General features: G+C 43.1%; 17 protein-coding genes. 7 read left to right on the top strand and 10 right to left on the bottom strand.

Annotated elements, in window-relative coordinates; all coding sequences use genetic code 11:
• The first annotated feature begins 80 nt into the window (after window positions 1-80).
• From IWX76_RS15110 to IWX76_RS15125, 4 genes are read left to right on the top strand one after another with little or no spacing between them, the layout of a single operon-like run.
• Entirely contained in the window at window positions 81-1,151 is a 1,071-nt protein-coding gene (locus IWX76_RS15110; protein ID WP_196860866.1) for an efflux RND transporter periplasmic adaptor subunit, read from the top strand.
• An 11-nt stretch (window positions 1,152-1,162) separates the two neighbouring features.
• Window positions 1,163-4,276, top strand: coding sequence for an efflux RND transporter permease subunit (locus tag IWX76_RS15115; protein WP_196860867.1), 3,114 nt, complete (start codon window positions 1,163-1,165; stop codon window positions 4,274-4,276).
• Window positions 4,263-5,573 carry a TolC family protein gene (locus IWX76_RS15120; protein WP_196860868.1) on the top strand — a complete coding sequence of 437 codons (1,311 nt, stop codon included), beginning with the start codon at window positions 4,263-4,265 and terminating at the stop codon, window positions 5,571-5,573. Before IWX76_RS15115 ends, IWX76_RS15120 begins: the two co-directional genes overlap by 14 nt.
• A gap of 18 nt (window positions 5,574-5,591) precedes the next feature.
• Window positions 5,592-6,446: an N-acetylglucosamine kinase gene (locus IWX76_RS15125; protein WP_196860869.1), complete on the top strand. Its 855-nt coding sequence runs from the start codon at window positions 5,592-5,594 to the stop codon at window positions 6,444-6,446.
• An 8-nt stretch (window positions 6,447-6,454) separates the two neighbouring features.
• On the opposite strand, the gene IWX76_RS15130 is transcribed toward IWX76_RS15125, so the two are convergent.
• From IWX76_RS15130 to IWX76_RS15140, 3 genes are read right to left on the bottom strand one after another with little or no spacing between them, the layout of a single operon-like run.
• A complete protein-coding gene (locus IWX76_RS15130) occupies window positions 6,455-6,655 on the bottom strand; it encodes a PID-CTERM protein-sorting domain-containing protein (RefSeq protein ID WP_196860870.1) in 201 nt (66 codons plus the stop codon).
• Between the two features lie 28 nt (window positions 6,656-6,683).
• On the bottom strand, window positions 6,684-7,454 hold the full coding sequence (locus IWX76_RS15135) for a T9SS type A sorting domain-containing protein (RefSeq protein ID WP_196860871.1): 771 nt from the start codon (window positions 7,452-7,454) through the stop codon (window positions 6,684-6,686).
• A gap of 26 nt (window positions 7,455-7,480) precedes the next feature.
• Entirely contained in the window at window positions 7,481-9,787 is a 2,307-nt protein-coding gene (locus IWX76_RS15140) for a DUF2341 domain-containing protein (protein WP_196860872.1), read from the bottom strand.
• A gap of 150 nt (window positions 9,788-9,937) precedes the next feature.
• Here IWX76_RS15140 and IWX76_RS15145 point away from each other — a divergent pair, with 150 nt between their 5' ends.
• The gene (locus IWX76_RS15145) at window positions 9,938-10,948 is read left to right on the top strand and encodes an LLM class flavin-dependent oxidoreductase (RefSeq protein ID WP_196860873.1); all 1,011 of its coding nucleotides are present in this window, start codon (window positions 9,938-9,940) and stop codon (window positions 10,946-10,948) included.
• A gap of 11 nt (window positions 10,949-10,959) precedes the next feature.
• Complete coding sequence (locus IWX76_RS15150) at window positions 10,960-11,148, top strand: hypothetical protein (RefSeq protein ID WP_196860874.1); 189 nt, start codon at window positions 10,960-10,962, stop codon at window positions 11,146-11,148.
• A gap of 13 nt (window positions 11,149-11,161) precedes the next feature.
• Here the strand turns inward: IWX76_RS15150 and IWX76_RS15155 are convergent, their stop codons facing one another.
• The 4 genes from IWX76_RS15155 to IWX76_RS15170 all read right to left on the bottom strand — a co-directional run bounded on the left by IWX76_RS15155 (window position 11,162) and on the right by IWX76_RS15170 (window position 14,652).
• Window positions 11,162-12,091, bottom strand: a complete 930-nt coding sequence (locus IWX76_RS15155) for a PAS domain-containing protein (RefSeq protein ID WP_196860875.1) — start codon at window positions 12,089-12,091, stop codon at window positions 11,162-11,164.
• Between the two features lie 191 nt (window positions 12,092-12,282).
• The gene (locus tag IWX76_RS15160) at window positions 12,283-13,869 is read right to left on the bottom strand and encodes a S8 family peptidase (RefSeq protein WP_196860876.1); all 1,587 of its coding nucleotides are present in this window, start codon (window positions 13,867-13,869) and stop codon (window positions 12,283-12,285) included.
• Between the two features lie 52 nt (window positions 13,870-13,921).
• Window positions 13,922-14,359, bottom strand: a complete 438-nt coding sequence (locus IWX76_RS15165) for an RrF2 family transcriptional regulator (RefSeq protein ID WP_196860877.1) — start codon at window positions 14,357-14,359, stop codon at window positions 13,922-13,924.
• A 44-nt stretch (window positions 14,360-14,403) separates the two neighbouring features.
• Window positions 14,404-14,652, bottom strand: coding sequence for a hypothetical protein (locus tag IWX76_RS15170; RefSeq protein WP_196860878.1), 249 nt, complete (start codon window positions 14,650-14,652; stop codon window positions 14,404-14,406).
• 147 nt (window positions 14,653-14,799) lie between these two features.
• Between IWX76_RS15170 and IWX76_RS15175 the strand changes: the two genes are divergently transcribed.
• Window positions 14,800-16,515, top strand: a complete 1,716-nt coding sequence (locus IWX76_RS15175; RefSeq protein WP_334642043.1) for a hypothetical protein — start codon at window positions 14,800-14,802, stop codon at window positions 16,513-16,515.
• Here the strand turns inward: IWX76_RS15175 and IWX76_RS15180 are convergent.
• The 3 genes from IWX76_RS15180 to IWX76_RS15190 form a co-directional block, all read right to left on the bottom strand.
• Window positions 16,494-18,065 carry a calcineurin-like phosphoesterase C-terminal domain-containing protein gene (locus IWX76_RS15180; protein ID WP_196860879.1) on the bottom strand — a complete coding sequence of 524 codons (1,572 nt, stop codon included), beginning with the start codon at window positions 18,063-18,065 and terminating at the stop codon, window positions 16,494-16,496. The two genes, IWX76_RS15175 and IWX76_RS15180, sit on opposite strands and share 22 nt — an antisense overlap.
• A 126-nt stretch (window positions 18,066-18,191) precedes the next feature.
• On the bottom strand, window positions 18,192-19,184 hold the full coding sequence (locus tag IWX76_RS15185) for an LLM class flavin-dependent oxidoreductase (protein WP_196860880.1): 993 nt from the start codon (window positions 19,182-19,184) through the stop codon (window positions 18,192-18,194).
• Between the two features lie 166 nt (window positions 19,185-19,350).
• A complete protein-coding gene (locus IWX76_RS15190; RefSeq protein ID WP_196860881.1) occupies window positions 19,351-20,784 on the bottom strand; it encodes a SusD/RagB family nutrient-binding outer membrane lipoprotein in 1,434 nt (477 codons plus the stop codon).
• Window positions 20,785-20,795: the final 11 nt, after the last annotated feature.

Genomic DNA, 20,795 nt, shown 5'->3' on the forward strand with positions numbered 1-20,795 from the left:
AGCTGTAACATACTTAATACAACGCTAACCTAACAACATATTTAAGATATTTTTGTCTTAACAATTGATTAACCATTTCTATGAAGCTTAAATACATCATCTATATCCTGCTTACCCTCGGCCTTGCTTTTTTCGTTTACTACCGGATTAACGCTAATAAAAAGATTAGTGGTGGTGGTCCGTCTGCAAGCAAAAACGGGCCTGCGCCTGGCTTAAATGTTAATGGAGTGGTGGTACGTACGGCAAGTTTCAGCAACGATTTGGGCATTACCGGTGCCATTGAGGCTAATGAGTCGGTTTCTTTGCAAAGCGAGGTGCCTGGACTGGTAACCGGCATTTTCTTTAAGGAAGGCACCAATGTAACTAAAGGAACTTTACTGGTTAAAATTAACGACCGTGATATACAAGCGCAATTACAACAGGCGCAAACGAAACAAAAACTAAGCTCGACCAATGAAAACCGTGCAAAACAATTATTGGAAAGAGGCGCAATTAGTCAGGAAGAATACGACACTTCCCTTGCCGATTTACGCTCGCTACAAGCAGAAACGCAATTGATACGTGCACAACTGGCAAAAACGGCTATTTATGCCCCATTTAGTGGAAAAATAGGGCTACGTAATATCTCTAGTGGAGAGTACATTACCCCAACAAGGGTGATTGCCAACCTGATGAGCATAAACCCGATTAAAATAAGTTTTTCTGTACCGGAGAAATATGCTGGACAGATTAAATTAAATTCAGCCATAAATTTTAAAACAAGTGGTTCAAACAGAAACTATGTAGGCAGGGTATTTGCCGTAGAACCAGGCATAAACAGCCAGACCAGGACTTTACAGATTAAAGCCATTGCCGATAACCCAAACATGGAATTGCTGCCTGGTGCTTTTGCTAAAATTGAACTCTCTTTAAATACACTTGAAGATGCTATTTTAATTCCTAATGAAGCGGTCATTCCAGTATTGGAAGGAAAAACCGTGTTTATTAGCAGAAACGGGAAAGCACAACAAGTGCCTGTAGAAGCAGGCACCCGTACTGCCAATAACATTGTCATTACTTCGGGACTAAAAGTAGGTGACACCGTATTGACCACCGGCGCGATGGCGCTGAAACCAGACGCGCCGGTAAATGTATCGGTTGTTAAAAACTAAAGACCCTGATCATGAGTATTTCAACCACCAGTATAAAAAGGCCAGTTTTGGCCATTGTGATGAACCTGATGATCCTGGTATTCGGGTTCATCGGTTACAGCTTTTTAGGTGTAAGAGAGTATCCGAATATTGACCCCACCGTGGTTAATGTGCGTACCTCCTACCCGGGCGCCAACTCTGATATTATTGAATCGCAAATTACAGAGCCCCTGGAGAAATCCATTAATGGGATAGATGGGATCAGAAACATCTCCTCTTCAAGTAACCAGGGAAGTAGTAATATTACTATTGAGTTTAACCTGGATAAAAATATTGATGACGCCGCAAATGATGTGCGCGATAAAGTATCGCAGGCCGCCAGGCAATTGCCAAAAGACATTGATGGTAACCCGGTAGTAAGTAAGGCTGATGCCAACTCGGATGCCGTAATTACCATGACTGTGCAAAGTGACAAGCGTAATGTGATGGAACTGAGTGATTTTGCAGAGAACGTGATTGCTGATCGCCTGCAAACCATTACTGGTGTGAGTGCCGTGCAGATTATGGGGCAACGGAAATATGCCATGCGGATCAGGATAGAACCTGATAAACTAGCTGCTTATGGTTTGACCTCACAAGATATTATAACTGCATTAAACCAGGAAAACGTTGAATTACCTTCAGGTAAAATTACTGGTGCAAACACCGAACTGGTGGTAAAAACATTAGGAAAACTAACCACTGAACAGGAGTTTAACGACCTGATCCTAAAAAATGACTCGACCGGTGTGGTGCAGTTAAAAGATATAGGCCATGCGGCCTTAGGGTCTGAAAATGAAGAAACCGTATTAAGGGAATCTGGAAAACCCATGGTGGCCGTAGGTTTGGTGCCTCAGCCGGGAGCCAATTACCTGGAGATTTCTGAAGAATTTTACACCCGCTTTGAACAATTAAAAAAGGATGTACCAAAGGATATTAATTTAAACATCTCTTTAGACAACACCTTGTTTATTAAGGCGTCCGTAACTGAGGTAGCGGAAACTATTATTCTCTCACTGATCCTGGTGATCCTGATTATTTACCTGTTTTTTAGGGATTGGGCCATCGCTATTAGGCCCCTTATTGATATTCCGGTATCATTGATTTTTACCTTTTTCATCATGTACATCTGTGGTTTCTCCATCAATGTGCTTTCGCTTTTAGCGATTGTACTGGCCACCGGGCTCGTGGTGGATGATGGGATTGTGGTCACGGAAAACATCTTTAAAAAGGTGGAGGAAGGTTATTCTCCTTTTGAAGCCGCCATTAAAGGTTCCAATGAAATCTTTTTTGCTGTAATCTCTATTTCCATCACCCTTGCCGCAGTGTTTTTACCGGTGGTTTTCCTCGAAGGATTTGTCGGGCGGCTCTTCCGGGAGTTTGGTATCGTAATCGGCGCAGCAGTGCTCATTTCGGCCTTTGTGTCGCTGACTTTAACACCGATGTTGAACGCTTACCTGATGAAGAAAACTGGCCACAAAAAATCACGCTTTTATGAGGTGACTGAACCATACTTCGTCAAGTTGAACGATAACTATGCGGAGAACCTGAATAAATTCCTTAACAAAAGATGGTTAGCCATTCCGATATTATTGGCTTGTGTGGGTTTAATTGCGTTATTCTGGAATGTGCTGCCGAAAGAAACGGCACCATATGATGACCGCGCCGCCATTAACATGAACATTTCTACACCTGAAGGTGCTTCTTTTGCTTATACCGACCGTTTTATGACAAAGATTTCGGACATGGTGAGCGACTCCGTGCCGGAGAAAAAAGTAAACATTACCATTACCTCGCCAGGATTTGGTGGTGGCTCTACCAATGGTGGTTTCGTGCGGATGGGATTAACCCCCTCTGGCGATAGAGAACGTTCACAGGCAGAAATTGCAACAAAACTGACCCAGATCACCAAAACTTATACAGAAGGTAAGGTGGTGGTTACACAACAACCAACCATTTCTGTAGGCCGTCGCGGTGGTTTACCGGTTAACTATATTATTCAGGCGCAAAACTTTGAGAAACTTCGCGAAAAAGTGCCTTTGTTTATGGAAGAGGTTGCTAACGATCCAACCTTTACCACCTCGGATGTGAACTTAAAATTTAATAAACCGGAAATCAACTTAACGATTGATCGTGATAAAGCTAAAAACTTGGGTGTTTCGGTCCAGGATATTGGTACCGCACTACAACTGGGCTTAAGTGGTCAGCGTTTCTCTTATTTCTTTATGAATGGGAAACAATACCAGGTAATTGGTCAGTTTGAAGTAGCGAACCGTAAAGATCCTTTAGACCTGAGCTCTATTTATGTAAGGAATACAAAAAACGAACTGATACAACTAGATAACCTGGTTACTGCGAAGGAAGAAAGTAGTCCGCCGCAACTTTACCGGAACAACCGTTTTATATCTGCTACTGTATCTGCAGGACTAGCCCCAGGGAAAAGTATTGGTGATGGTATTGAGGCCATGGACAGGATATCGGCGAAGGTGCTTGACGAAACTTTCTCTACTGACCTGGGCGGAGAATCAAGGGATTTTAAAGAAAGTTCTTCGAATACTCTTTTTGCTTTTGGTTTAGCCATCTTACTCGTTTACCTGATTCTAGCGGCACAGTTTGAAAGTTTCAAAGACCCGGTGATCATTATTCTAACTGTACCAATGGCTGTTGCCGGAGCCTTTCTCTCTTTATGGTTATTTGGCCAGAGTTGGAACATCTTTAGCCAAATTGGAACGATCATGCTGATTGGTTTGGTAACTAAAAACGGGATCCTGATTGTAGAATTTGCCAACCAGCTTAAAGAGCAGGGCAAAAATGTACATGATGCCATCCGCGAAGCTTCGGTTTCCAGGTTACGCCCGATTTTGATGACCAGTTTAGCGATTGCAATTGGTGCCCTTCCGATTGCCATGGCCTTAGGTGCAGCTGCAAAAAGCAGGATGGGGATGGGTATTGTGATTGTGGGTGGTACCACCTTCTCCCTGGTACTTACCTTATTTGTTATTCCAGCTATTTATTCTGCCTGGTCTAAAGAACACAAAGTAAATGAAGAACTCCAAGAATCCTTAAAAAAGGCTGAAATTGAACAAGAGATACATGAAACCGTATAACATCCTCCTTTTTATACTCGTTGCCCTCGGTATTCAAACCGCCGCAGCACAGGAAAGATTATCATTAAGAGAAGCCGTTACCATAGCCTTACAAAATAATTACGACATCAAGCTGGTTAATAACGACCTGGACATTGCAAAGAACAATGTTAACCTGGGTAATGCAGGCGTACTGCCAGGTTTACAAGGTAACTTTAGCAATGGTGGAAGCAGGCAAAATACAGTACAGACTACCTCATCCGGCGAAGAACGCAAAAATGATGGTGTGCGCAACACTAACATGAATTATGGTGTGGCGCTGGACTGGACGATATTTGATGGTTTACGCATGTTTGCTACTTACGACAAACTGAAAGAACTGCAAAAACAAGGCGAAGTTAACGCTAAAGCAACGGTGTTGAGTACCATTGCACAGGTGATTAACTCCTATTATGATTTGGTGCGACAACAGCAACTGGTACTGGCTACTGACAGCGCTTTAGACATTTCCAGGTTCAGGATGCGTATTGCAGACAGTAAACTGCAAATTGGTAAGGGGTCAAAACTGGATGTATTAACGGCAACTGTGGATTACAACACTGATACCTCTGCCTATTTACAACAAAAGAATTTGGTTCAAAATGCGATGGTTAACCTAAACCAGGTGATGGCCCGCGACCTGAATATCCAGGTATACGCCCAGGAAGAGATTAATATTGACGACCAACTGAATTACGGTAACCTGCAAGAGGCCACGATGAAATTAAATCCTGACCTGCAAAATGCTTTTATCAATAAAAAAGTTGCCGAGCTTAGTTTAAAAGAAGTTAAGGGGCAGCGCTATCCGGTGATTGGACTTAATGGAGGGTATGAGTTTTCAAACAGTGCAAACCCTACCGGATTTAACCAGAAGTTTACCGGCCGGGGATTTACCTATGGGGTAACTGCCAGCATGAACATTTTCAATGGCTTTTTGCAGCGTCAGAATGAACGCAATGCGAAGGTGCTGATTAACTCTTCGGAATTAACCCTGGAACGGACGCAGCAAACCATAAACGCCGAGTTGTTACGTGCTTATCAAAATTACAAGACTAACCTTGACCTGCTTAAAGTTGAAGAGGGCAATGTGGAGATTGCTAAACAGAATCTGGATATAACCCTGGATAAATATCGTTTAGGAAGTATTGCACCTATAGAATTGCGCGAAGCTCAACGGAATTCGATCCAGGCCATCACCAGATTTCTGGATGCACAATACCTGGCTAAATTAACAGAGATTAGCTTAAAAGAGATTAGCGGTACTTTGAATGTTCAATAAGTTGATTAAATTTAGCACATGATTTTAGTTGCAGATAGTGGTTCCTCTAAAACGGATTGGATGGGTAACAGACCAGGCGATCCCGTTCGTTTTCATACCCAGGGTATAAATCCATACTTTTTAAATGCTCAGGATATCTACAAGATTTTTTCGAAGAAAAAAGACCTGGGTTTTAACCCTGATGAGGTGACGGAAATTTATTTCTTCGGCGCCGGGTGTTCCTCTCCCGACAAGCATGAAGTAATTTCTAATGGTTTGTCGTTATTTTTTACCAATGCCTTTATTTGTGTGGAACACGATCTGTTAGGTTCGGCCTATGCCACATGTGGCGATAAGGAAGGCCTTACCTGCATACTTGGCACTGGATCTAACATCTCCTATTATGATGGCAACACGGTGCACAAGAGTAAACATGGACTGGGTTATGTTCTTGGCGATGAAGGCGCTGGCACGCATATGGGCAAAAAACTGGTTACTAGCTATCTGTACGGAAAGATGCCCCAGGAATTAGGCGTTTTATTTGCTGAAGAATATAGCATTACCAAAGAATCGGTGATTAACAGGGTTTACCAAAATCCTTATCCAAACACCTATTTGGCATCCTTAAGCAAGTTCATGACTAAACATACGGATCATCCTTTTATTGCACAGCTTATTTATGATGTATTCGAAGAGTTTGTGCAGACTAATATTAAAGATTACGCTAATTACAAAACGATAGACTGCCATTTTGTAGGTTCCATCGCTTATTACTATCGCGATACGCTGATCAAAGTATGTGAAGCGCATGGTGTTAAACCAGGAAAGATTCTGCAAAAACCTATCGAAGGGATTTACAATTATATTCTTAAAAAAGAAGGACTCCTGGTTTAAGGAGTTCCTTACTTTTTACCGTCACCAGGTAGGCGACTGGCATCTCGCATTTTCTTTAGGCCATAACCTAAACCTGCCGCCAGTAAGGCAAACAAACCCCCATCTATGGGAACTGGAGTATCAGGGTCTCCACCGGGAAGTCCTGGGTCCTGAGCGAAAAGGGTTGTCGCCAATAGGGCCACACCAAAAGTCAACATCATTTTTTTCATATCTTTCAATTTTCTTAGGCGAGGAATTTCATCGTTTGATAATTTTTAAGGTGGTTGCCGCTTTTGGGTTTGCCAGATCACGCCAGCCTAACAAATAAAGCCCCGGGGTTAATTGCTGCACGGGAATTTCGATTTGCTGAAGTGGCTGTACCTGTGTAAAGGTCTTCCGCCAGTGTTTACGGCCCATCATATCGGTGAGCTGCAGTTCGGCCTCCGCGGCAAATTCTTTTACCTGCAGGTAAAGCTGGTTGGTGAAAGGATTTGGGTAGGCAATCAAATCTTGTTCTTTAACCCCTAGGGGTTCAATCGCCTGTACACGCTTGTCTAATAGTAGCGAAAAACGGCTTGTTTGCCCTAACTGGGCAGAATCCATCTGGAAACTGTATAGGTGCTGCCCCCCATGTACAGGGGTTTTCAACTCGAGTAAATGGTCGTATAGGGTAACACTGAATCCCTCATTTTCTCGCGCTGCCCATTCCAGCATTAGGGAATAAGAGCCCGCTGCATAAACCCGGCTGTATAAGTCGATCACTTGCGGCCCAGTTGGAAAAGCCTTTTCTTCTATCGCTATTTTATGCCCGGCTGTAGTTATGCTCGCTATACTTAAGTGGCCATCGCTTATTTTAGGTGCATCCTGATCATCTGTTTCGTCGTTACCGCCTGTTTTAAAAAGCAAAATAAAGTGATCAGAAAAAGCACCTCTGCTCAAGGTGACGTTTAGGCGTTCGCTTTTATGCTGCCCCCATGCTGGCGCCAGGCAGAAAGCCGACATCAAGCATAGTAAAAATAGTCTTTTCATAAACAGGAGTAGTAACAGCAATCTTTTCATAAGGAGGATATCACTTTAGCACTTTCAGAAAAATGAACGGTACCGGTTTTGATTCCTTTAAGTACCCGGATAAAGAAACCAGCACCTGCAGGGATAATGGTATTGGGATCATCGCTCACGATATAGGTGTTATTTAAGGGATCAAACAACCAGACAAATGGACCTACATTGGTTTTCTGCAGACTACCCCACCTGATGGCTGCGGCATAAGGATTGCCTAAGAGGTTAAATCCATTACCTTCTCCATCCGCATCGCGGTTAGCAACGGCTACCTCGAGGTTGCCGGTAAATAACTGCCCTTTATAAGTGATGACATAAGGCGCAGCATTTGAAAAAGGGGGTGTTTGTACCTGCTGCTGGAAAGCATTAGGCAAGAGGCGACTGCCTCTGGAATAGATAAAGAAACCCCGCCCTAACGGAATTGCTGTTTGCAAGTTTGCAATAGGCACATATTTCTGTGCAAGTGTTCCGGTTAAGGCTTGATCATGGGTATAAATGGTAGCACCATTGTTAGGCGACACATCAAAACCGTTGGCTGTTCCTCCTTTACCGGTAACAAATACCGACTGCTGGACATCAGTAATGCGGTATTGATAATTTCCGGGTGTACCATTGTGCCATATTGGGGCACTCCACAAACGCCAGCCCCTACCGGTTGCAGGTGCAGGGAAAGTACCTGTCACATAACTTTGTACTTGCAATTCACCACTGATACTGCCCAGGTTAGTTATTGGCGCTACGGCAGCACTATGTGTGGCGCTAGCCAAGAGCAGGATATTACCATTTGCTTCTACATGGCCGCGGGTTAAATTTAATGATCGGCTCACGTTTATTTGCGACTGTAGCTTAAGCAAGGCCTGTGAGGTGTTTAAGTTTAGTTCTAAGACGCCTACTTCCGCCAGCCCGGTACCGTAGTAAGTTATTGAGTTTTGGTTTCCAAGAAACAGGAGTTTGCCTTCAGTTTGCAGTGTGCCGTGGTTTAATACATCGCCTTGCAGCTGTAAGGTAGAGGTGCTTGCAGCGGTGAGGGTACTAGCGGCTTGCAGCTCGATTTTTTGTGTGGCGTAGAGGTTCTTAATTAGGTTCAGTTGGGCACCACTTTCCAGGAGCAGTTTGTTTACGATTAAATCGCCGGTGTAATAAGCCCTTACCCCTGCCTTGATGCGGATGTTTCTACCCGGTACGGGGACAGCTTTCGGGACCCAATTATCGGGTTCCAGCCAATTGCTGTCAAGGGCCCCGGTGAAAGTATAGGTAGTATTCAAAGTCATATTCACTTCTTCTGCTCCAGCTGTAAACATTCCGACAGGAGTTCTAATCATATTATATTCGGTAATGAACCATGGTCTAGTAACTTCGATCGAACTGATTCTAAGTTCGTCCATTAACCCATTAAAGTATTGGTGTTGCTGTTTTGAACTACCGATAACCACCTGTCCTCCGGGCGCAATTTGGTGCGCCGTTGCAAAGTTGCCGGCAATTACCCCATTTACTAGGAACTCCTTTACACGGTCTCTGTAAGAAAGACTAACAAGATACCATTCATTAGGTTGAAGAATGGTCGTACTCACCAGTGTTCGCGAACCTGCAGTGCTGAAAGTTGTAAGAACCAATTTTCCTTCGGTATTTACTTTAAGTTGAAATCCCCCACGACCTGCGGTATCATTTGCAATAATCATTTGTTCTTGGGCGTTGGATTGATATTTGATCCAGGCAGAAAAAGTAAAGGTTGTTGGAACAAGGGGTTTTATTAATATCCGCCTGTTGCCATTAAAACTTGCGCCGGTACTGATTACTCCTTCAGCACCTTCATTAAAATGGTCTACATGAGTGTACATTGTATTCCACATGGCTATTGTCGCCGGAGCTGCCGGATTATGATTGTTCGTGGAACCATAATACATATAAATTTTGGTAGAAGCATTACCGCCTTTGGTAACTAACGATGGGATTTGTACCCAACAGGTAATCTTCCCACGAGCAGCATCGTAACTCTCAAGCTGGAATTTTAAGGCTGTTTGGGAAGTGGTTGACAAGGTAAAGGAAATATCCAGTCCCTGGGGATGTGAGATTTTCGGTTCAAATGCCCCTTCCTCATACTGAAGGTCTGCATGTTCAAGCTGTAGCAATACATAATGATTGACCCACTGGTTAAAACTGGTTGGGTCATTCTCGATTTTACTCTTTTCAATGGTAATTAACTTTCGGTAGCGGTAACCAGGCAGCCAGTTTTGCGCATCGGCATAAAAGCCGCTTAACAGGAGTGATAGCAGCAGCAGGAGTTGGACTGTTTTTCTTTTCATGAACTACCAAGTGTAAATAATAATTAATCAAATAAATAATTATTTAACCCGTTTTAAGGGGGGATTCAAATTGCTACTTTAAAGTCATATCCTAATAGGGAACTGGGCTATACAACAAATCCTGTGTATTTTTGCATCAACGTTATTCTTATGAAGAAACTACTTAATTCTACCACCTACTCTGTTCTTGACCTGGCGACAGTCATCGAAGGCAAAACACCAGCATATACATTTAAAACCAGCTTAGACTTAGCACAACATGCCGAAAAATGGGGCTTTACCCGTTATTGGCTTGCCGAGCACCATAACATGCCCAGTGTGGCCAGTTCTGCTACTGCAGTGGTTATTGGGCACATTGCAGGAGGTACAGAAACCATCAGGGTGGGTTCTGGCGGCATTATGTTACCTAACCACTCCCCTTTAATTATTGCAGAGCAATTTGGAACGCTGGCATCTTTATATCCGGATCGTATTGACCTCGGTTTAGGTCGTGCACCTGGCACTGACCAGCTGACAGCCATGGCCATCCGTGGTGAACAACGCATGATCGCTGCACAGAATTTCCCACAGGATGTGTTAAAGTTGCAAGCCTATTTATCAGCAGATAATAGCAGAAGCAGCGTACGTGCCATCCCCGGCGAAGGATTAGACATCCCCATCTGGATATTAGGTTCGAGTACCGACAGTGCCCGTTTAGCAGCCGCTTTAGGTTTACCTTATGCTTTTGCCAGTCACTTTGCACCTGCCCAGTTTTTAACGGCCATTAACCTGTACCGGGAAAACTTCAAACCTTCGGAATTTTTAGATAAACCCTATGTGATTTCTTGTATAAATGTGGTTGCTGCAGATACCGATGCGGAAGCACAGAAACTGGTCACGTCCTTATACCGCATGTTTAAAGGCGTCATTAGTGGAAAAAGAGAGTTGTTACAACCACCGGCCGCCAGCCTGGAAGATGTACTGAACGACTATGAAGAGGAACAGGTGAACCAGATGTTGGCTTGCACTTTTGTTGGAAGCAAAGAAACGTTAAAGTCGGAGCTGCAAGATTTCCTGGACCAAACCCAGGTGGATGAAATCATGGTAACGGCACATATTTACGATCACCCTGCAAAGTTACGTTCCTATGAAATCGTGGCTGAAGTATTTAAAGGAATTTAATCATAGTCACCATGTTAAAAGAAGAGCAAGTAAAAATGATCGCGGAAACCCTGCTGCCTGGCTTTTTGCCAAAGGACCCTGCAGAAGCAGAAGTATCTTTCCATTTTACGGTACCACCAAACCAGAGCTTTAAGGTTTGGTATGCGAAGAACAATAAGAATACTTGGGATTTTAAGAAGTTTGAACCGATACAGTTTTAGACTACCGGAGATTTTAGACTACCGGAGATTTATCTGCAATATTAACGATCAGGGAATCCAGTTCTTTAGCAGAATTGCTGAGGTAATCTAGCATAATTTCATAATCATCATCTGGATGGTCCAGGCGGATCAGGTCTACCAGGGCCAAAATCCTGGCTAAAGGTGCGCGTACCATGTGCGACTGTATCCAGGCGATTTCTTTGAATTTTTTATTCTGGTCTTCTATAGCACGGATATATTCCTTTCTTTTGGTGATATCCTCCATGGCGCCAATAATTCGAACAGGTGCACCCTGTTCATCATAAACGATAAAACCCCGGTCGCATACATAGCGGTAAGTGCCATCGCCGCAACGAAAACGGTATTCATCCTGCCACCTGTTAGTTCCGTCAAGTTGGATTTTTATTTTCTTGTCGATTACCCTTTCGCGATCCTCGGGATGTACCTGCTCGTTCCACCATTCATAAGAGGTGGTATCGCCTTTGATATTTTTATGGCCAAAGATCCCTTTTATACCCCTATTCCAAACGATTTCCTGCGAACCGATACGGTGATCCCATATGGTATCACTAGTAGCCTTAGAAACGGTGTTAAAGCGCTGCGCGCTTTCTTCCAGGCGACGTTCATTCTCCAGACTTTCGGTATAGTCGTAAATAATAACCAGTTTGGCATCTTGACCCTCCCACTGAAATGAGCTTGGAATAACATGGGTATACACCACACTACCACATTTTTTTCGGTGTAGTTTAATCTCTTTTCCTAATTTGGTGGGTACGTTTGGACCCTCGATTTCATGCAGGATCATTTGCAGAAATACTGCTTTTTCATATCCATAAAAATGTACAGCAGCTTCATTAACGGCTAAAAATGCAAACGTATTGATGTCATAGATCCACATAGGAAGTGGAGACAATTGAAAGAAATCAAATGTTGCTGTTGACATCGGTTTTTTATGATTTATTAATTATTGTAATTATACTAAAAACCACGTACAAATACGAATATCCTAATGAGGTTGTACCCACTGTGAAAAGGCAGATTCCCATGTATTCGCCTGACTACCTGAAAAATAGCGTTACGAAAAAGGGTGCCAGTCAAGCATGACCGGCACCCTTTAGTATGTTCAATGACTCATTATTTCGTTTCAGCAGCAAGTTTTAAAGCTTCATAAGCATTAACTACACCACCAGTAACGCTTAAATCAGCAAAAGGAAGAGATTTGGTTTCTTCACCTTGTTTAACATTTACGTTGTGATTAACTTTCACTACAGATTTCATGATGATATCTTTCACTTCCTGTGCAGAAAACTTAGGATAATACGAACGAATAAGGGCAGCAAGACCTGCAACTACAGGAGCAGCCATACTTGTACCATTGAATTTTGCATACTGTGAACCTGGAATTGTTGAGTTAATGTTTACACCAGGAGCGAATACATCCACTGTTGTTTTACCATAATTAGAGAAACTTGCTTTTAAAGTTTCATCATCCACATAACCTGATGCACCTACAACCAAGTATGCGCCAGCTACACCGCCACCTTCGTAACGACGGTCTGGAAAGCTTTTCTCTACATCTAAGTTTTTATTGTCGTTTCCGGCAGCCTGTACAATTAAGACGTCTTTAGACATGGCATATTTCACGGCTTCGTCTACCACTTTTTTGTCCCATGAATAACCTTTACCAAAGCTCATGTTTAATACTTTCGCACCATTATCTACTGCATAGCGAATGGCATTCGCCACATCTTTATCGCGTTCATCCCCATCTGGTACAGCCCTTACCGTTAAAATAACCGCCTGGTCGGCAACACCTTTAACGCCTAACTCATTATTTCTAATGGCCGCAACAATACCCGCTACGTGAGTACCATGACTGGCATCTGCACCAATGACGTCGTTATTTCCGTATTTGCGTTCCCTGCTGTCAGCGTAATTATCTACCTGCAGTTCTGCTCTCGGGTTATAATCCATGTTCAGGTTATAATTTACCTGTCCACTGTAGTACTCAAGGCCTTTAAGAATCTGACTATCGTAAAATTCTTTAAAGGTTTGTGTTTTTAATTGCGCCAACATAATGTCTTTCACGCGGCCTTCCATTTCATTGTCTGGCTTTAAGCTTTCAAAATCTGCTACTGCAGGCTCTTCTTTTCCAATCTTTTTAACTACCGCATCAATCACGCTTTTAAAGCCTTCAATACTGATCAGTCCACTTTTGGCTTCCGCGAGTTTCGATTCATATTCTGCACGCATTTTCTGGTAAGCTTCGAAAGCAGGAAGATCTGCGGCTGGCACAGAAGTGGCATCTGCTTGTCCAAATTTAGCTTCGTCTCTTTTCAGAATACGTGTTAATTCTAATGTTTCATGGTGAATAGAACCTTTTTCAGAACCCAGATAATTCCAGCCATACACATCGTCAATGTAGCCGTTTTTATCGTCGTCTTTTTTGTTACCTGCAACCTCTTTGGTATTGGTCCACATGACCGTTTTAAGGTCTTCATGGTTATAATCTACCCCACTATCCAGTATGCCAACCACAACAGGTTTTGCCTTTTTACCTTTTAGTAATTCTGTATATGCTTTTTCTGTACTAATCCCAAAAGTAGAATCAGTTTTCAGGTCTAGATTTTGCCAGTTGTCTTTTTGAGCAAAGGCAAAAAAAGGCATGGCCGATAACAAGGCGATGCCATAAGTTTTTTTAGTTAAAAAATTAATGTTCATTATGTTGCTTTGTGTGTTTTGAGCTAAATAAAGGGCTTATCCCGTTATACATTTAAATTTCAGTTGGTGGGGTGGTTTCCCTCGCAATCACATCAGCGATGGAGGTGTTAGAAAGTACCAGCAGTGTGGCATCTCTCACATCAATAAATGTTTTACGAATACCGCAGGTAACCTCATCATGGCACTCATCGCACTTGCGATAAAACTTGATGCTGGCACAAGGAACCATAGCGATGGGGCCATCGGTAATACGTAACACATCAGCCAGGTAAATGTCCTTTGCTTCTTTATTTAAGCTATAACCACCACCGGCACCCTTTTTACTATATAAATAGCCTGCATTTCTAAGGTCCAACAGAATTTGTTCCAAGAATTTCCTGGGAATCATCTCTTGTTCTGCCAACTTCACAATTTGCATTGGTGGATTTTCGACATTTTTACCCAGCGCTACCAATGCCTTAATGGCATACTTTGTTTTCTTCGATAACATATTATAACAAAGCTAACAAAGATTTAGAGATTAAAAGAACGCTTTTAAGGAAGGAAATCGTTTAAAGATTCGTCAGGAACAGCCTGATTAAGTTCCTCCCCGCTTTTTACGGTTGCCAAAACGGCCGAAAATTTCTTCTCTAACAGCTCCGCAGTGTCCTTAAATTGTTGAGTTTTTTGTGGCAAAAGTTCGTCTGTAGTATTTTCTTGGGCAGCAATTTTCGACTGCAAGTAGTTTTTATAATTCTCCGAAGCTTGGTCGGCAAGGTTTTGAAGCAATTCTTTGTATGTCATAGCGTATGATGTTAATTACCCTCCAATAACCAATAACACGGTTAATTTGTTCATGTTCTTTTTATACATGACATATTAGTGTTATTAATCGCCATTTTGTTTAACTTGATAAAGCCAATCCCTGAAACAAGTTAAACTATCCTCGCTATGAAAAGAAGCTTAACCTATTTATTGCTTTTCCTGTTGCTCAGCCCTTTAGCGGAAGCACAGGTAAGACAAATTACGATAAGTCGGGTCGGTGAAATGGCTGATATTCCGCAGCCCCTGCGCATTATCGACTGGAAAGAATTGGCCTTAAAATTTGACAGTACCGTGTATAATTTTAATAGCCGGGGTAATTATTGGCCATTAGTTTGGATTGACAGCACCGGCAAAAACTTCCCCCAACCGGTGGTCGGTGTTTATACAGCGATAGGTGATGTGCGGCAGGGACCGGCAAATAAAGGGATGTTTCATGAAGCGCTGGCCAATATGGGCGCCGTGTTAGGCGCCAGTCTGGTCGGGATCGATAAACAAAAAGGCAGCGCATTAAACTATGTAGGCATGCTGCGCAACTATTTTAACAGCGATAATGGCTGGAATATCATGATGAACAATACTGCACCTGAGGTGGCGCTGTTGGGTGGCGGTTATGGGCGAGACTGGTGGTATGATGTTTACCCCAATGTACTTTTCTATGCCATTTACGACCTTTATCCTGATGAACCGGAATTTAAGCGGCTCGCCAGAACCATTGCCGACCAGTTTTACCTGGCCGATTCTGTGTTGAATGGCAACTACAGCTACTCCTATTTTGACTATCGGCAAATGAAACCGATGACCAATAACATTTGTGCCCAGCCCGATGCCGCAGCAGGCCATGCCTACGTATTGTATTCGGCATACAAGCATTTTAATGATCCACGTTATTTAAAAGGAGCCATCAATGCGATGAAAGCGCTCGAAAGTCAGCCCATTAATCCTACCTACGAGTTACTGATGCCTTTTGGTGCTTATGTGGCCGCCCGCATGAATGCTGAGCAGGGAACCCAATTTGATGTGCATAAAATGCTCGACTGGACCTTTGACGGTACGGCGGTATGCCGGGAGGGCTGGGGAGTACTAACAGGAAATTGGAACGGTATTGAAATTTCCGGCACAGTGGGTAGCACTGTAGACCATGGAGGTTATGCTTTTTTAATGAATACCTTCGATGCTGCCTGGCCATTGGTGCCTTTACTAAAATACCAGCCACAATACGCGAATGCCATTGGAAAATGGATGCTGAATGCCGTAAATGCAGCACGTTTCTTTTACCCGGAACACTTGCCACGACAACACCAAACCCTGCCGGATGAAGCCGACGTAACCAAGGGGGTTATTGCTTATGAAGGTATAGCGAAAGCATCAACTTACGATAGCCTGTACACTGAACTGCAGGCTCCCGTTGCCCAGGGCGATGGCCCGAAATGGGTACCAGGGAAGAACCCTGCCGTTTCACAATTTAGTGTATATGGCAGCGGACATGTAGGCATTTTTGGTGGCATGGTGCAGGAGACAGCAGTAGAAGGGTTGCTGCAGGTAAACCTGCAAACTACAGACTTTTTTGCCGACCATAATTATCCCAGTTATTTATATTACAATCCTTATGGGGAGATTAAAACCATCCGCTTAAGGACAGTAAAGGGACAAACAACAGATATTTATAACCTGTTAACAAAGAAATTTATCGCCAGAAGGGTAAAAAAGAACTTCAAAATCGCGATTGCAGCAAGGCAGTCGGCGATATTGATCAGTGTCCCTTCTGGCGGTAAAATAACACACAAAGACCAGCAGTTATTAGTTGATGGCAAAGTGATCGACTATGGTTTTACAATGCGGTAATCTTTGGTTTGTTCAAATGTTTTACCATAACGATCTGTGGCCTTAACGGTAATTTGGTGTGTGCCTGGCGCCAACTTAAAAGGGATTGCACCTTTCCAGATGTGCTGACTGATGTTAGGAGCACTTGGACGTTTACCCGTTAATAAGGTTTCTGTATGATCCCATTTATGCAACAGTGCTAAAAATGAAGGATCATTTTGCGGCACATAAGTCATGTCTTTCCATTCGCCCTGACCTACGCGGTAAACTACCTTATCATTTTCGCCACCCATAAAAAAGTTTACATAAATGGCAGCAGATGTCTTTTTATTATGTTCAATCACTTTAGGTGCAGAAATCTCCATCTGGTATTCTTTAGTTTTACCAGCCACTTTATAATCTACATCATATTGGTTGCCTTTAAAATTCAGGAAGGCGTAACCTTTTGGCGTTCCATCGCTCATGGTAGATATTGGCACTCCTAGTTCATCAAGTTCTCCTGAATACCAGTTACCCGATGTGGTACCTACATTATAATGATGGTGCGCTTTTTCTTGTTTCCAACCGTCTTTTTTGTTAAAGTACAATTGCTTCTGGTTATGGGTATGTGCAGAAAGCGATAGTGTGTTCGGGAAATCGGCTAGTAAGTTAAATAATTCGATGCGGTCTGCTTCACGGAAACCTGCATCTTTTCCAGCTTCTCCAAAAGGAATATGGAATGCCAATACAATTAGTTTGTCTTTAGGTACATGTTTCAGGTCATTTTTCACAAACTCTAATTGGTCTTTTCTCAATCCACCCCAGTAAGATTTACCACCACGCGGATCCGGATAAATCACGTCATCCAATACGATGAAATGCACGTTTCCATAATTAAAGGCATAATCAGCAGGACCAAAATGCGCTTCAAAAGATTCATCAGAAAGTTTATCATCGGTCACGTCAAAATTAATGTCGTGGTTACCTAGCAGGTTATACCAGGGTATACCAATTTTCTGTACCGCTTTAATATAAGGATTGAATAAATCAGGATCATTACCCACTAAATCGCCCATACTTAAACCGAAAGCAACATTTTTAATGCCTTCAACTTCTTTAACAATGCCTTTATCAAAGAAAGCTACTTCTTCCAGGGTATAAGGCTGTGGATCACCGAAAATTAATGCGGTAAAGTTTTGTGCTTCCTCCACTGGTGTCAAAAGAAAGTCAACAGATTTAGGAAGTTTTCCCGTAGGCGCTACTCCTTTATATTTTAAGGCCGGCGAACCTTGTGGTTTATGGTTATAAAAAAACTGAGGCAGGTTATTTTCGTTAACCTGCACCTGGTAACCGGCAGGTTTAATCACCGCAATAATCTGGTCGTTGCTTACTGATAGCTCATAATAACCTTTTTCATTGGTGAGCACAACCTCTGTGCCGTTGGTTACGGCTACCTGGCCAATGCCTTTTTCTGAACGATCGTGTTTTTTGTTACCATTTGCATCTGCATAAATATAACCTTTTGCAAGGTCCTGAGCTTGTATGCTCACCGTTAACGATAGTGCCGCAGCAAGGAAGAATAATCTTTTCATATGTTCTAGTTTCGCCACAAAAATAGACAACAGATGTTTTTCTAATGTTAAGTCAACCTTAACTTATTGCAAGATTAAATGTCGATCCCTATATAGGTTTTTCCGCTTTTCCGGCAAGAATGCGCTTTATTGCAAGGCTTTGCGCACTGCAGGTGCCACCTGTGTCCCAAAAAGCTCTATCGATTTCATGGTCATGTGGTGTGGCACCTGTCCCAAGCTACCTTGTGCCAGAAAGCGTGTATTGCCAAACAATTCATGCTCATATAAAATTTTATCGATCACCTGCTGCACACTGCCCACCATTAAAGCACCCTGCTGCGATCTGCTTTGTTCAAATTGCTGACGGGTAAGTGGAGGCCAGCCCCGGTCCTTACCCACCTGGTTCATCATCGCGGCATAATAAGGAAAGAATTCATCTGCTGCTCTTTGAGCATCTACGCCAATATACACATGGTTATTAACACCAATTTGTAACGTATTCACATCACGTCCCAGGCTAACAGCTGTTTCGCGATACAGGTTAACGAAAGGCACGAATTGTGCTGGATAGCCGCCTATAATGGCCAGCATAAGAGGTATGCCTAAAGTTGCAGCCCTCACGGCCGACGCTGGCGTACCGCCTGCAGCCAACCAGACCGGCATTTCACTTTGATAAGGATGTGGATAAACACCAGGAACTTCATTCTTTTGAAGACGCAGCAATAGCGCTAATTTTTTAGTAAAGAGTTCATCGTATTGCGACAACTGGTAACCGAACAAAGGAAAGGATTCGATAAAAGAGCCCCGGCCGGCCATAATTTCTGCACGGCCTTCCGACAGCAGGTCGATGGTGGCAAATTGCTGCTGCACCCTGATGGGATCGTCAGAGCTGAGTACCGTTACTGCACTGCTTAGTTTAATGTTTTTGGTTAAAGCCGCAGCAGCACCGAGCACTACGGCAGGAGCCGAAACTGCATAATCAGCACGGTGGTGTTCGCCTAAACCAAAAATATCCAAGCCTAACTGATCGGCTAACTGTATTTCTTCTAATAGATCCTTTAAACGCTGGGCGCCATGGACACCATTTCCTGTCTGGCTTTCCGGCTTCATATCCGCGAAAGTCATTATACCTAATTCCATACTGCTACTGCTAAATGTTATTCTTCAAATATAGGTTTTATCTGCCTGATGCGCATTTTGTAATGATAGCCTTATGATCAGGTTTTGCTGTTCAAAAACAGGAATCAGGCAGTAAAAAAAAGCGCCTGGTGATGATCCAGGCGCTTTTTTTCTCAATAAAGATATTTTATGGTTTATCCCACCATAATGGGGTGTCTAAAGGCACCTCTGCAGGTACATTAGATCCATTTTTAGATCTTTCTGCGGTTGGATAAGCCACCCTACGGATATAGTTATCAATCACAGCACCTTCTGGCATGCGGAAACCTGTGTAGTCATAATCATTACGGCGTACATCATTCCAGGCTTCAGGACTTAAATAGGTAGCTGCATACTTCTCTTTAAATATTAATTTCAAAGTCAGGTTAGCTGCGCCAACCCCAACTGAAGGATGTGCCAGGTAAGCATCGCGGTCTGTTGCACTTACACCCAACCTATTCATGTTTTCAGTTATACCAGCTAGGTAAGCGGCATAGGCCCGCGTAAGTCCGCTGGCACCCAGGCGGAAAGCCGCTTCAGCTTCGATAAATTTCAATTCATCGTAATTAAGCACATATAAAGGCGAAGTTCTGTTGGTTAAAGGAGAAATCAAACTCACGTAAACCTCGTCATGTACCGTATTTGCGGCAAGGCCTGCGTTTCCGGCACCATTGCGGGTACCTACAAATGTTCCCGTAATTGTTGGGTCGGTGATTTTGGCAATCCTTGGATCAATGATGCCGTATTTTACACCATTCATATGGTCCACAAAATTATCAGACAACCAGCCACCCAATAAATTACCTGCATTATTTACGGCAAGCTGTGCCCAAGGGTTAATTCCCGAAAACACCTCCATTCCTGCATCATCATTGCCAGAGGTATAAGATTTCTCTACCGCAGCAAGAACGCTTTGCGGACTGTAGCTTGCTTTTTTAGAAATCTTGTTTAAAAACCTTGCCTGGATGCCGTAAGCGGTTTTTAACCAGGCCTCCCGGTTACCCTGGTGAATCAGGTCGGATGCCGGATCAAGATTAGTTGTTGCATCTGTTTTCTGCAGGTTAGCAATACTCTCATTGATCAAGTTCAGTGCGGTTTGGTAAAGCTCTTCCTCCGAATCATATTTAGGGGTCAGGTTACCCTCTACTCCAAAAGCCTGACTGTAAGGGGCACTTCCCCAGGTATCAGTAACCAAACCTAAGGTATAAGCCATTAATAATTGACCCACACCCAGGTGTTCTGTAGCACCACTTGCTGAAGCTTTAGCGATCATGTCACTTAAATCGGCCATGGCATAATAAGCATTATCCCATTGCGTGGTATTATCGGTAATCTGGTAAGTATCCGTAGCTCCCCCGGCTGAAGGATTAGCCAGGTATTGTGAGTAATACGTATTGACACTGGCAATGCGCTGGCCGTTTAATCCCGCTTTATGGGTTGCCGTAGATAACAGCGCATTTAATGGTGGATCAACCACCTGATTAGGGTTTTCGTTTAACTCGAAATATTTTTTACATCCCTGCCCTATAGCGGCAAAACCGACAAGCAGGATGATGATTGCTATCTTATTATATTTGTTCATCGTATTTAATT

Source organism: Pedobacter sp. CAN_A7 (assembly GCF_015752175.1).
GTDB lineage: Bacteria > Bacteroidota > Bacteroidia > Sphingobacteriales > Sphingobacteriaceae > Pedobacter.